This is a genomic window from Massilia atriviolacea, assembly GCF_003953935.1.
Classification (GTDB): Bacteria; Pseudomonadota; Gammaproteobacteria; order Burkholderiales; family Burkholderiaceae_D; genus Telluria_A; species Telluria_A atriviolacea.
The window spans coordinates 497,447-509,259 of sequence record NZ_RXLQ01000003.1; the positions used below are offsets into that span (position 1 = coordinate 497,447).

Here is an 11,813-nt window from a genome sequence, read left to right on the forward strand (position 1 = left end):
CCCGCGCCAGCTCGTGCTGGATGAGGAGGTGCTGTCGTGACCACGCACATCGTTTGCTATTCCGGCGGGCACAGCTCGGCCCTGGTCGCGATTGAAACTACCCGCAAGCATGGACGCGACAACGTCATGCTCGTGAACCACGATATGCACGTGACCGTTGAGGACGCTGACGTGAAGCGCTTCAAGCGCCAGGTTGCCGAGTATCTGGGTCTGCCGATCACCTTTGTCAATTACAAGGGCGCAAGCCTGGATCAATTCGACGTGTCGGTCGAGTCCCAGGCGTTTAAGGTGGGGTCCGGGTCCGAGTTGTGCACTGCGCGGCTCAAGACCGAACCGTTCATGTCGTGGCTCAGCAAATCATTCCCGGGCAAGGACGTGGTGATTTACTACGGTTTCGACGCGAACGAGCGCGACCGTATCCAGCGCCGCACTGGCATCCTGGGCGCCCAGGGTTACGCCACAGCCTATCCGCTGGCGTTCGGTGATCGAACAATCCTCTCGACCAAGGAAATCGACATCGAGCCGCCGCTCGGGTACTCGCAATTCAAGCACGCCAACTGTATCGGGTGCCTCAAGGCCGGATGGCAGCACTGGTACATCGTGTATTGCACGCGCCCAGATATCTGGCTCAAGGCTAAGTGGGCCGAGGAGGAGATTGGCTACGCGATTCACCATGACGACAGCGGGCCGGTCTACCTGGAGGACATGGAGGCGAAGTTCGCGATTATGAAATGCGCTGGCGTGCCGCAGACCGAGCATATCTCGCACCAGAAGTTTTGGGCCGATGCGCGCAAGTTCATCAAAATCGCCTCGACGCCCGATCTGCTGCCATGCGAGTGCACCGTATGACCGCCACCTTCACCCCGCACCCGAAGCCAGTCAGGGAGCCCAAGCCGGCGAAGGGGCCGAGGCAGCGCAAGTGCGCCGTCAGCGCCTGCCGCGCCCTGTTTCCGCCCCGGTCGATGACGCACAAGGCTTGCTCGCCGGAATGTGCGGCCGCGCTGGCAGTGACCGCCCGCCAGGTAGCCGAGCGCAAGTCCGACCGCGCGCGCAAGCAGGCGCTTAAGTCGCGGCAAGACCACCTCAAGGATGCGCAGGCCGCGTTCAACGCCTTCATCCGCGAGCGGGACCGGGACGAGCCGTGCATCTCGTGCGGCCGGCACCACGACGGCCAATGGCATGCAGGTCACTTCCGCTCCGTGGGCGCGCAGCCGGCGCTGCGGTTTGACGAAACCAACGTGCACAAGCAGTGCGCACCCTGCAATAACCACCTCGCCGGGAACATCGTCGAATACCGCATCCGGCTCATCCAGAAGATCGGGGCGCTGCGCGTCGAGCTGCTGGAAACCGAGCACGCGCCAGCGCGCTACACCATCGAAGACGCCACGCGGATCAAGTTGATTTACCGAGGCAAGCTCAAGCAGTTGCAGCAAGCGAAGTAACGCGCAGCCGCCCCGCGATCCGGGCGGCACAACGAAAGCACATATGACCGACCACGCAATCGAGCAGGAAATCCAAGCCAAGGGCAAGACCGCACCGCGCATCACGCCGGCGAACATTCAAGCGGCAATCGCGCAGGTGCACTACTTCACTGCGGCCGAGGGCTTCATTGGCGCAGTCGCGCAAAAGATCGACGCCGGCGGAGCCCTGCCGACAAAGAGCGTAGCAGTTGAGTGCATCGAAGGCCCGCTGTCACTGCTGACCTTCTGCGTGCTCGTTCTGCAAAACGGATTTACGGTGACCGGCGAAAGCGCGTGCGCCAGCCCGGAGAACTTCGACGCGGAAATCGGCCGCAAGATCGCGCGCCAGAACGCCGAGCAAAAAATCTGGCTGCTGGAAGGCTACTTGCTCAAGCAGCGCCTGAGCATCGCCGACAAATTTGACGCCAACTTCAGGCAGCAGTAACAGCCGTGTAACCGGCCGGCCGCGCACCGGATATGCGCGGCACCTCAAGGAGACCGCATCATGCTGACCATCATCGCCATTTTCCTCGTCATCGGCCTCGGCATCGCCGCTGGCGTCATCGTCACGCTGGCCTGCATGGCAAGCGGCTTCATTGAGCAGCTCATGGACCGCGAGTTCGACGAGGAGCGCCTGTGAGCGCCAGGCCGAAGATCACGCTCGCATGGCGCGGCAAGGCCGACCCGGTGCCGGATGCCGGGTATGTGCTGGCCGATGATTTCGTCCTGTGCCAAACGCAGGACGAGCCCGCGCCCGAGTACGCCGCCCGCGAAATCGGCTTGCGTCTTGAGAACTGGTCGCGCTGGTGCACAGGCGGCCGGGGCGCACGCGGGGAGTCCTCGATCACCGGCATCATCTGCGACGCCATGCGCGAGCACGATCCGGCGACCATCGGTGAAGCGCGCCCAGCATCGCGCCACCCCATCGACGACAACGACGCCCTGCGCATCGCCCGCGCCATGATCCATCTCGACAAGGCCAGCCGCGACCTGTTGCGTTACTGCTACATCGAGCAATGGCGCCCCGAGATGATCTGCAAGGTGATCGGCATATCCATTCGACCGCCCACGGAGTTTGTGGCGCGCGTCTTCGCTGCGAAAGCGGCTATCGAAGTATTGGCAAATAACCAAGGAGTGAAATAACATGGCAGCACGCAAACACGCAGAAATTATCAAAGCATGGGCTGATGGAGTCGAGATTGAATGTCGTCAACGTCTCGGGCCTGGAGGCTGGACGGATTGGTGTGTACCTGCCGACGGTTCCGTCCCTGCTTGGGACGCCACCGAATACCGCATCAAGCCCATCGCGCCGGAGGTGGAATACCCGGTGACGCGGATGAGCGACAATGAAATTTACGATGAAATAGCCGGGGCAGACCCCATGATGGCTTTCCAGCTCAAGCCAAATATGTTGCACACTCATCGGGCCATCGCCAATGCCGCGCTGCGCCACGCCATCGACGCCCAGCAGGTCGTTCGCATGGCCGAGGTGCAGGAAATCGCCAGTCAGCTCGGCAAGGAAAAGCGGGCGGCGCGGGATATGGCTGTGGCCGAACAAGTGCGCACAGCATGCATATCCGCAGCTATTGATGGGCCTTCCGCCCTTGATCTGGCCTCTGTTATCCGGCGATCTGGTCTTGATAATTGCTGGCTTGACGTAAAATAACCGCAAACAGGGGGCGGATATGAGGCAAATCAGCACATCAGAAAAGTATGGAGCTGTCTACGATAGCCCAGGCGGAACCGGAAACGGGTACATGCTTTACATAGAGTGGCTGGGGTGGGTCAAAAACCCGAATTATGGCATCGAGCCAGCGAAAAGAGTGCCCCTAACATTCAACGAGAAGGCAGCAGCGGCATTGTGCGGAGGCTGGAAAGTTAATGCGCCAGCATAAAATAAATTTCCAAATGTCATTGACATCGCGCAAGAAAAGCATACAATTCCACCACGCAACTGATTCAGTTCGACAAGATTAAACGCAGTGGGTTCCCTGGTGGGAGCCCTCCGCACATCCAGACGAAAGCCCGCCCCTGCAAAGGTCGCGGGCTTTTTGCATTGCCCATCCGCATCGTGAGGCACGCCATGATCTTTCTCAGCCACAACTCGTTTCTGGCTCGACTGGAGCGCAGCTATGCCGCATGGCGCCGCATCTACCCTCCGCGCGCAGCCTTCCGCGCTGCATGGGCGCTCACCGACTGGCGGCTGCCATGACGCAGACCACGAAGCCAGACAAGCGCCTCACGCGCGAGTATCTCGAACAACGCACGCACGCAGAAAGCCCGCCGCCCGACCTTGAGGAAATCAAGCGTCAGCTTGGCTGGTGGCTCCTGCCCAATAACGGGCCGGTGCCGGAGGTGCCCGAATAGCCCAAGGAGCCAATATGAAGATTTACCGCAAATGTGACGGGAAGCTGCAAGCGTACGAATATTCAGGCCGCAGCATGGCAGATGGGCGCGCAGCAGTTGCGGCAAATACCAAGGGCCGGGGCGCCATCCTGATCGACGTCAACTCGATCCCGCCGCTCCGCGCCAACCAGTTCGTGCCGACCTTCGGCTCTCACGCAACGCCATCGTTCGTGGGCTAAAGCAGTCTCCCCTGTCTCGCTACCAAGCGACGACCTTCGCCCCGCCAGTGAAAGCTGAGCGGGGCATTTTTTTATGTGAATCGTATGGACAAAGTGCCGAAAAGTGCCGGAAAGCGCCCGCAGCCCAAGGGCGGTTCGCGCAAAGGCATCCCCAACAAGACCACACAGACCGCCAAGGAGGCAATCGCGCTTGCCGCTGCCCAGCTAGGCGGCGCAGCACGGCTCGTCGCCTGGGCGCAGGAAGACCCCCTCAACGAGCGCGCGTTCTGGACCACGGTGTACCCGAAGCTTCTGCCGCTACAACTGACCGGCGCCGGCGAGGATGGCGAGCACCTGGTGCGCAACATCGGTGTGACCTTCATCAAGCCAAATGCATAACATCGAGTTCCCCGAGAAGCTGGAATGCCTGTTCAAGCCCAGCCGCTACAAGACGCTGTACGGCGGGCGCGGTGGCGCCAAGTCATGGGGCATTGCCCGCGCGCTGCTGATCATCGGCGCATCGAAGCCGCTCCGGGTGCTGTGCGCACGCGAGTTCCAGAGGTCGATGAGCGATTCGGTGCACAAGCTGCTGGCCGACCAGATCAAGGCGATGGGCCTGCAAGACTTCTATCAGGTGCAGGAAGGCATCATCAAGGGCAGCAACGGCACCGAGTTCACCTTCCACGGCCTGCGGCACAACATCGGCAACATCAAATCGATTGAGGGCACGGACGTGGCCTGGGTCGAGGAAGCGCAGACGGTCGGTAAGTCATCGTGGGAAACGCTGGTGCCGACGATCCGAAAGCCTGGAAGCGAAATCTGGATCAGCTTCAACCCCTCGCTTGAGGCGGACGAGACTTACCAGCGCTTCGTGCTCAAGCCTCCGACCGACAGCATCGTGGTCAAGGTGAACTGGTCCGATAACCCATGGTTCCCCGACGTGCTGCGCCAGGAGAAAGACGACTTGAAAGAGCGAGACGAATCGGCCTACCTGACCGTGTGGGAAGGCCATTGCAAGCAGACCCTAGACGGCGCGGTGTACGCCAACGAGGTCAAGGCCGCGCTGCTTGGCGACCGCTTCATGCGCGTGCCGTACGACGCCAGCAAGCCCGTGCTGACGTTCTGGGACTTGGGTCGGGCCGACAAGACGGCCATCTGGTTCGCCCAGCAGGTTGGGTTCGAGTACCGGATGATCGACTACTACGAGAACCAGGGGCACGCGCTCGCGCACTACCTCAAGCAGTTGCAGACGAAGCCCTACGTGTACGGCGAGGTCTGGCTGCCACACGACGCCGAGAACGAGCTGCTGGCCAGCGAGCGCACGATTGCGCAGCAGGTCCGGGCCGCCGGCTACAAGGTGCAGATCACCCCGAAGACCAGCATTGCCGACGGCATCGCCGCAGCGCGCGCGTTCTTCGGCTCGTGCTACTTCGACGCCGAGGCCTGCGCCGATGGGCTGCAATGCCTGCGCAACTACCGCTACGAGGTCGATCCCGAGACGCAGCAGTACAGCAAGAACCCGCTGCACGATTGGGCGTCGCACGGCGCTGACGCATTCCGCTACGCCGCTGTGTCTATGCGCGTGCCGCCACCGAAACGAAAGGCTGTCGCCAACAATGGCGGCGGATGGATGGGATAGCCCGACATATGACCGACAAGACCGAGAAGAAGGATTTGCACGCCGAAGGGCTGGAAATCTACAAAATCGCCGTGGAACGCGAGAGCGAGAACCGTCAGACCTACGAGGATGACATCCGCTTTGCCCGCCTGGGCGAGCAGTGGCCCGAAGAGGTGCGCCGGCAGCGCGAGCAGGATGGGCGGCCTTGCCTGACCAACAACCGCATGCCGGCCTTCATCCGCCAGGTGACGAACGACGCGCGCCAGAACAAGCCGAGCATCAAGTTTCATGCGGTGGGCGACGGCGCCGACGAGTGGACCGCCAAGGTGCTCGACGGCTTGACGCGCAACATCGAGTACAGCAGCAACGCCGACGTGGCCTACGACACGGCGATTGACAACGCGGTATCGGGCGGGTTCGGGTATTTCCGCATCACGACCGAGTACGCCGGCGACGACGTGTTCGACCAGGACATCCGCATCGAGCGCGTGGCAAACAGCCTGTCGATCATCCCCGATGCCTACTGCATGGACGCCGATTCCGCGAATTGGGACAACGCGTTCGTGGAGGACAGCTACTCGCTGGAGGCGTTCAAGGCGAAGTGGCCCAAGGCCGAGACTTCCAACTTCGAAGGTGATGGCAAGGACGTCGCGCCGGGCTGGTGGGATGGCAAGGAAGTGCGCGTTGCCGAGTGGTGGACCCGCCGCGAGGTGCCGGCCACGCTGCTCAAGCTGAGCAATGGCGCCTGCATGCACCAGGACGAGTACGACAAGGCCGTCGAGCTGTTCGAGGTGGCTGGCATCACCGTCGTGGAGCAGCGCCCAACGAAGACGATGAAGGTCACGCAGCACATCATGAGCGGCGCCGAGATCATCGAGACTAACGAGTGGGCCGGCAAGTACATCCCCATCGTGCCGGTCTACGGCGACGAGGTGGTCATCAACGGCAAGCGCTACCTGCTGTCGATGATCCACTTCGCCAAGGATGCGCAGCGCATGAACAACTACTGGCGCACGATCAGCACTGAGCTGGTGGCCCTGGCGCCGAAAGCGCCGTTCATCGGCCCGGTTGGCAGCTTCAACACGGACCCGAACTGGCAGACGGCGAATACCGTGTCGCATCCGTACCTGGAATACGACTCTGTTGCCGGCGGCGGTCCACCGCAGCGCCAGTTCTTCGACGGCCCGCCCGCTGGCGCGCTCCAGGAGGCGATGAACGCAGGCGAGGACATGAAGGCAATCATGGGCCTGTTCGATGCCTCGCTGGGCGCCAGGTCGAACGAGTCGTCCGGCCGCGCGATCCTGGCCCGGCAGCGCGAGGGCGACGTCAGCACGTTCAACTTCACGGACAACCTGTCGCGCGCGATTCGCCACGCCGGCCGCATCATCTCGGACCTGATCCCGAAGGTGTACAGCAGCGCACGCATCATCCGCACCATTCGTGAGGACGGCAGCAACCAGAACGTGGCGGTGAACCAGCCGACCGCGCCGACGCCGGAAGAGCAGAAGGCGCAGCAAGAGCAGAACGTGGGCATCCAGCGCATCTACGACCTGACCGCCGGCAAGTACGACGTGACGTGCGAGTCCGGGCCGAGCTACACCACGAAGCGCGAGGAAGCAGCGGCGCAAATGACCGAGTTCATGCGCGCTGTGCCGGCTGCGGGTAGCCTGATCGGCGACCTGCTGGCGAAGAACCTGGATTGGCCGGGCGCGGACGAGATTGCCGACCGCCTCAAGCTGATGTTGCCACCGCAAGCCCAAGGGAAGAACCCCGCGCTGGAGCAGGCGCAGCAACAGATGCAGCAGCTCCAGCAGGTCATGCAGCAGATGCAGCAGCAACTGGCCGACGCCGAGCGCGACAAGCAGATCGAGGCCGACAAGCTCAGGATCGACGCGTTCAACGCCGACACGAATCGCCTCAAGGTGGTTGGCACGGCCATGGGGCCTGAGCAAATCCAGGCGCTGGTGATGCAAACGCTGCAGCAGATGCTCGGCTCGCCCGACATCACGCCGAACGCCGGCCCGCCGCAGCAAATGCCCATGCAGCAGCCGATGTTGGAGCAGCCGCAGCAACCGCCCCCGCCGCAGGAAATGATGCAGCCCGAACAACCGCAACCGCCCGATGGCGGTTTTTTTACACCTGAAGGATTCCAGCAATGACCATTTCCATTCCTGCCGCGACCATTTCGCAGCCGGTAGCCGCCGGCCGTGGCTCGATTGTGGCCGTATCGCCTGACTCGGGCGCATCGGCTGTTGTCGAGTACACGACCGCTGACGCCGCCGCCGTCGCCAATGGCGTGGCCAAGTGGGCGATCTGGAGCAAGGGCACCGTCGGCGCCTCTGCCAGCGACCTGCTGGGCGACAACGTGTTTATTCGCGTGACTGCCACCGGCGGCGCTGTTGCGCTGGATATCGACTCCCATCCTTCCACCGCCAGCCTCGCTGCATATCGCGCCGACTGGTCAAGCGCCGACCCATGGGCGACCACGATCACGCGCAACGAGGCCTTGTCGCGCATATGGGGCGTCAGCGGCACTGGCGGCGTGCTGCACCCTGGCGTCAACCAGTCGCCGAGCAATTTCACGTCCAGCATGAAAATGGAAATGGAAGCGCCGTTCTATGCGGTTCGCCTGTTGCGGATCAACCGTTCGGCCGCCAACTCGCTCGACGCGCAGAAGGCGCTCATCGGCGTGACCGGTTCCAATGCCATCGACACGTCGTATGGCCTGACGGTGAGTCAGAACCTCACCACGCCGGTGATTAATGGCGTCTCGTATGCGCAGCTTGCGCCGGCAGGCACAGCGAACGGCTTCCAGCCGGTTATCTGGCCTGGCCGCGAGGTTGCAAGCCTGACCAATTCGACCACCACTGCAACGCTGACGACCAAGTTGCCGCACGGGCTTATCACTGGCGCCATAGTCACAGTGCGCAACGTCGATCTGCCAGCCTACAACGTGACTAATGCCGCCGTAACTGTCACCAGCACGACGGCATTTACCTACACCATGGGCGCTGATCCTGGTGCGGCCGCAACGGTGGTCGGCAGCTACACGGCCAACATGGTTGGTGTGCTGCGACCGAATGTGGATCAGACCTATGCGCAGTCGGAAAAAACGTACATCAAGAGCGTGCCGCGCCTGGATGGCAGTGGCCGCCCGTTGCTGCTGATCCGATTGCATTGCAACGGCACCGTCTACCCGTTCCCGTTCCACACCATGTCGGCTGTCGCCCGGACGCCATCAACAGCATTGCGCGGACGCACGTACCAAATGGCCTATGCACTGAGCGATGCCGTGGCCACGCCAAACACGCTGATGGGTCTGGCCGGCGAACTGCTGGACGTCTACCCGGTCGTGTCGTACTCGGTGCCGGTCATCAGCATTTGGGGCGTAGGCGACTCGACTATGCAGAACGATGCCTTGGTCACGGACAAAATTTCTTCGTGGATGTATCGCGCGTGCCTGAATCTTTCGACTCCGCAAAAGCCTATCGTGTATGCGAACTTTGGTGCGTCGTCACAAAATTCGCTGACGTACTGGAATCAGGCCAAAGCAGCGCTTGCTGCTGGCGCACCGGCGCCATCGATCATGGTAATCGGCATGGATAGCGTGAACGACGGTGTGAACACGGATGGCACGATCATCAATGCCTTCGGATTTGCGGAAGACGTGATCAGCACCGCCAAGAAGTACGGCATCGGCAAGGTGGTGATGTGCCCACGCATGCCCCTGAACACGCTCACCGCTCCGCAATACGCCCTGAAAGTGGCTCAAGACATCGAACTGTCGAAGCTGGCCGCTGCCTACGGCATCGAGTGGATGCCGCTTCCCGGTCTGGGCGATGGTGCGAACCCGGAGCGTTGGGCAACAGCGCTGAACTACGCAGCAGACGGCTACCACCCAAACGAAGCCTGTATCGAATCCCCGCTTTCCACCACCGCAACCGCGTTCATTTCGAACCTGTTGCGCCTGTAGCCCTCTTGCCGCCTACGCGCGGCATTCCCTGCTGCCTCATGGCGGCGCACTCTTGGAGTATACATGGACGACCTGGAACAACCTGTCACACAGGATTCCGCAGAAGTAGTTGAGCCTGCGGAGCACGACGAGCCGCAGCAAGAGCTTGATGCTGACAGCCCCGATCTCGAAACGCCTGAAGAGGACGACGAGGAAGTCGAGGTTGGAGGCCGCAAGTTCGCCCTGCCGAAAAGCGCGGCCGAAACGCTGAAGGCCGAGCGCCTGATGCAGGCCGACTACACGCGCAAGACGCAGGAAGTAGCAGAAACCCGCAAGCAGATCGAAGCCCGCGCCGCCCAGGTGGAAAGCCAGGCGCGCGAGCAGCAGCAGTACATCGGTGAGATTGCGAAGGTGCAGTCCATCGATGAACGCCTGAGCCAGTTCGCCCAGCTCGACTGGGACGCCGCTATCGACAACGATCCGGTGCAGGCGATGAAGTGGCAGCAAGAGCACCGCGCGCTGCAACTGGCGCGCGACCAAGCAGTAAATGTCATTACGCAAAAGCAGCAACAATTTGCACTGAATGAGCAGCAGGCAACTGCCAAGCAAGTCCAGGACGCGAGTGCCTACTTTCAGCGTGAAATCCCCAATTGGACCGCAGAGCGGGATAACCAGGTGGCGAAATTCGCAGTCGATAGCGGCATCCCAGCCCAAGCGCTGGCATCCGTGATCCTCAAGCACCCGCAGTTCGCGAAAATCCTCCACCAGGCCGAACTGTACACCCAGCTGGAAAAGAAGCAGACCGCCAAACCCAAGACGCCGACCCCGCCGCCTGCACCAGTCACCCGCGTAAGCGCCTCGCGCGCCACAGCGGCAAAGGACCTGGACAAGATGCCGGCCGACGACTGGGCCAAGCAGTTCTATGCCGACCGCAGCAAGCGCCGATAACCCCTCGCAAACCCAATGAAGCCCGCCACTTGAGCGGGCTTTGTCATTTCTGGAGCAATAAAACTCATGGCAAATAGCATTCTCACCCCTGTTCAGGTCACCCGCGCCGCGTTGGCGATCCTGCACCAAAAGCTGAACTTCATCGGCTCGATCAACCGCCAGTACGACGACTCGTTCGCCAAGGATGGCGCCAAGATCGGTGACAGCCTGAAAATCCGACTGCCGAACGAATACACGGTTCGTGACGGCATGACCATGGCGGCGCAGGACGTTGTCGAGCAAAGCACCACCCTGCAAGTTTCGACCGTCAAGGGTGTCGACTTGAACTTCTCGTCGCTCGATCTGACCCTGCATATCCAGGACTTCACCGACCGCATTATCGAACCGGCCATGTCCGTGCTCGCGGCCAAGGTGGAAGCCGACGCGTTCAACATGATGCTGGACGTGTACAACGTGGTGAACAACGTCGGCAACCCGCTGACCTTCAACAAGGCCCTGGGCGCACGCAAGGTGCTGGTTGACAACCTGACCCCCGGCGACAAGCGCACGCTGATCGTGAACACCCAAGACAACCTCGATTTCGTCGATGGCGTCAAAGGCCTGTTCCAGGACTCGACGCAAATTTCGAAGCAGTACCGCGAAGGCAAGGTTGGCACGACGGCCGGCTTTGGCGACATCTTCGAAAACACGCTGATGCCGTCGCAGCTGACCGGCACGGCTGCCGCCACCACCGGCTACACCGTCAACGGCGCCGGCCAGACCGGCTCGGGCGTTGTGGTGCAAACGGGTACTGCGACGTTCAAGAAAGGCGACGTTGTCACATTCGTCGGCTGCAACCGCGTGCACCCGGAGACCAAGCTCGATACGGGCGCCCTGCAACAGTTCGTCGTTACTGCGGACTACGCGGGCGGCGCCGGCACTCTGCTGATTTCCCCGGCAATCGTGACCAGCGGCGGGCGCCAGAACGTGACCGCCTCGCCAACCAACGGCGGCGCTGTGGTCAAGATCGGCGGCGCCTCGGGCATCTACCGCCCATCGCTGGCGTTCCACAAGGACGCCTTCACCTTCGCCACTGCCGACCTGGTGCAGCCGAAGGGTGTTGACTTCGCCGCGCGCGAGGTCATGGACGGTATCTCGATGTCGATGGTTCGCGCGTTCCAGATCAGCGACCGCAGCTTCCCATGCCGCCTGGACGTGCTGTACGGCTACAAGACCCTGCGCCCGCAGACCGCCGTTCGCATCCTGTCGAACTAACCGCAAGCGCCCTGGCT

The 11,813-nt window shown here is 61.9% G+C and carries 15 protein-coding genes; all 15 read left to right on the forward strand.

From position 1 onward, the window contains the following. Positions 1-36: 36 nt before the first annotated feature. The 15 genes from EJB06_RS07540 to EJB06_RS07595 all read left to right on the forward strand — a co-directional run bounded on the left by EJB06_RS07540 (position 37) and on the right by EJB06_RS07595 (position 11,796). Positions 37-849 (forward strand): hypothetical protein, encoded by an 813-nt coding sequence (locus EJB06_RS07540; protein WP_126073386.1) that lies wholly within the window; start codon positions 37-39, stop codon positions 847-849. Next, entirely contained in the window at positions 846-1,442 is a 597-nt protein-coding gene (locus tag EJB06_RS07545) for a recombination protein NinG (RefSeq protein ID WP_126073387.1), read from the forward strand. Before EJB06_RS07540 ends, EJB06_RS07545 begins: the two co-directional genes overlap by 4 nt. A gap of 43 nt (positions 1,443-1,485) precedes the next feature. Further along, a complete protein-coding gene (locus EJB06_RS07550) occupies positions 1,486-1,905 on the forward strand; it encodes a Gp49 family protein (RefSeq protein ID WP_126073388.1) in 420 nt (139 codons plus the stop codon). A gap of 60 nt (positions 1,906-1,965) precedes the next feature. Beyond that, positions 1,966-2,100 (forward strand): hypothetical protein, encoded by a 135-nt coding sequence (locus EJB06_RS32865; RefSeq protein WP_267876894.1) that lies wholly within the window; start codon positions 1,966-1,968, stop codon positions 2,098-2,100. Then, positions 2,097-2,603: a hypothetical protein gene (locus EJB06_RS07555; RefSeq protein ID WP_126073389.1), complete on the forward strand. Its 507-nt coding sequence runs from the start codon at positions 2,097-2,099 to the stop codon at positions 2,601-2,603. Before EJB06_RS32865 ends, EJB06_RS07555 begins: the two co-directional genes overlap by 4 nt. Before the next feature lies 1 nt (position 2,604). Further along, entirely contained in the window at positions 2,605-3,126 is a 522-nt protein-coding gene (locus tag EJB06_RS07560) for a hypothetical protein (protein ID WP_126073390.1), read from the forward strand. A 417-nt stretch (positions 3,127-3,543) separates the two neighbouring features. Continuing rightward, positions 3,544-3,672: a hypothetical protein gene (locus EJB06_RS32870; protein WP_267876895.1), complete on the forward strand. Its 129-nt coding sequence runs from the start codon at positions 3,544-3,546 to the stop codon at positions 3,670-3,672. Then, entirely contained in the window at positions 3,669-3,827 is a 159-nt protein-coding gene (locus tag EJB06_RS31790; RefSeq protein WP_164557857.1) for a hypothetical protein, read from the forward strand. Before EJB06_RS32870 ends, EJB06_RS31790 begins: the two co-directional genes overlap by 4 nt. Before the next feature lie 14 nt (positions 3,828-3,841). Continuing rightward, positions 3,842-4,045, forward strand: coding sequence for a hypothetical protein (locus EJB06_RS07565; protein ID WP_126073391.1), 204 nt, complete (start codon positions 3,842-3,844; stop codon positions 4,043-4,045). 84 nt (positions 4,046-4,129) lie between these two features. Then, on the forward strand, positions 4,130-4,423 hold the full coding sequence (locus tag EJB06_RS07570; protein WP_126073392.1) for a hypothetical protein: 294 nt from the start codon (positions 4,130-4,132) through the stop codon (positions 4,421-4,423). After that, a complete protein-coding gene (locus EJB06_RS07575) occupies positions 4,416-5,663 on the forward strand; it encodes a PBSX family phage terminase large subunit (RefSeq protein ID WP_126073393.1) in 1,248 nt (415 codons plus the stop codon). The genes EJB06_RS07570 and EJB06_RS07575 overlap by 8 nt, the downstream gene beginning before the upstream one ends. 8 nt (positions 5,664-5,671) lie before the next feature. Further along, entirely contained in the window at positions 5,672-7,801 is a 2,130-nt protein-coding gene (locus EJB06_RS07580) for a portal protein (RefSeq protein WP_164557858.1), read from the forward strand. Beyond that, a complete protein-coding gene (locus EJB06_RS07585; RefSeq protein WP_126073395.1) occupies positions 7,798-9,615 on the forward strand; it encodes an SGNH/GDSL hydrolase family protein in 1,818 nt (605 codons plus the stop codon). Before EJB06_RS07580 ends, EJB06_RS07585 begins: the two co-directional genes overlap by 4 nt. A gap of 63 nt (positions 9,616-9,678) precedes the next feature. Further along, complete coding sequence (locus tag EJB06_RS07590; protein ID WP_126073396.1) at positions 9,679-10,542, forward strand: hypothetical protein; 864 nt, start codon at positions 9,679-9,681, stop codon at positions 10,540-10,542. A gap of 66 nt (positions 10,543-10,608) precedes the next feature. Further along, positions 10,609-11,796: a P22 phage major capsid protein family protein gene (locus EJB06_RS07595; protein WP_126073397.1), complete on the forward strand. Its 1,188-nt coding sequence runs from the start codon at positions 10,609-10,611 to the stop codon at positions 11,794-11,796. The last annotated feature ends 17 nt before the right edge of the window (positions 11,797-11,813 follow it).

Coding starts and splice junctions, on each gene's coding strand:
- EJB06_RS07545 (WP_126073387.1), top strand. CDS start 846: ATGACCGCCACCTTCACCCCGCACCCGAAGCCAGTCAGGGAGCCCAAG.
- EJB06_RS31790 (WP_164557857.1), top strand. CDS start 3,669: ATGACGCAGACCACGAAGCCAGACAAGCGCCTCACGCGCGAGTATCTC.
- EJB06_RS07585 (WP_126073395.1), top strand. CDS start 7,798: ATGACCATTTCCATTCCTGCCGCGACCATTTCGCAGCCGGTAGCCGCC.
- EJB06_RS07570 (WP_126073392.1), top strand. CDS start 4,130: ATGGACAAAGTGCCGAAAAGTGCCGGAAAGCGCCCGCAGCCCAAGGGC.
- EJB06_RS07565 (WP_126073391.1), top strand. CDS start 3,842: ATGAAGATTTACCGCAAATGTGACGGGAAGCTGCAAGCGTACGAATAT.
- EJB06_RS07590 (WP_126073396.1), top strand. CDS start 9,679: ATGGACGACCTGGAACAACCTGTCACACAGGATTCCGCAGAAGTAGTT.
- EJB06_RS07575 (WP_126073393.1), top strand. CDS start 4,416: ATGCATAACATCGAGTTCCCCGAGAAGCTGGAATGCCTGTTCAAGCCC.
- EJB06_RS07560 (WP_126073390.1), top strand. CDS start 2,605: ATGGCAGCACGCAAACACGCAGAAATTATCAAAGCATGGGCTGATGGA.
- EJB06_RS07580 (WP_164557858.1), top strand. CDS start 5,672: ATGACCGACAAGACCGAGAAGAAGGATTTGCACGCCGAAGGGCTGGAA.
- EJB06_RS32870 (WP_267876895.1), top strand. CDS start 3,544: ATGATCTTTCTCAGCCACAACTCGTTTCTGGCTCGACTGGAGCGCAGC.
- EJB06_RS32865 (WP_267876894.1), top strand. CDS start 1,966: ATGCTGACCATCATCGCCATTTTCCTCGTCATCGGCCTCGGCATCGCC.
- EJB06_RS07550 (WP_126073388.1), top strand. CDS start 1,486: ATGACCGACCACGCAATCGAGCAGGAAATCCAAGCCAAGGGCAAGACC.
- EJB06_RS07595 (WP_126073397.1), top strand. CDS start 10,609: ATGGCAAATAGCATTCTCACCCCTGTTCAGGTCACCCGCGCCGCGTTG.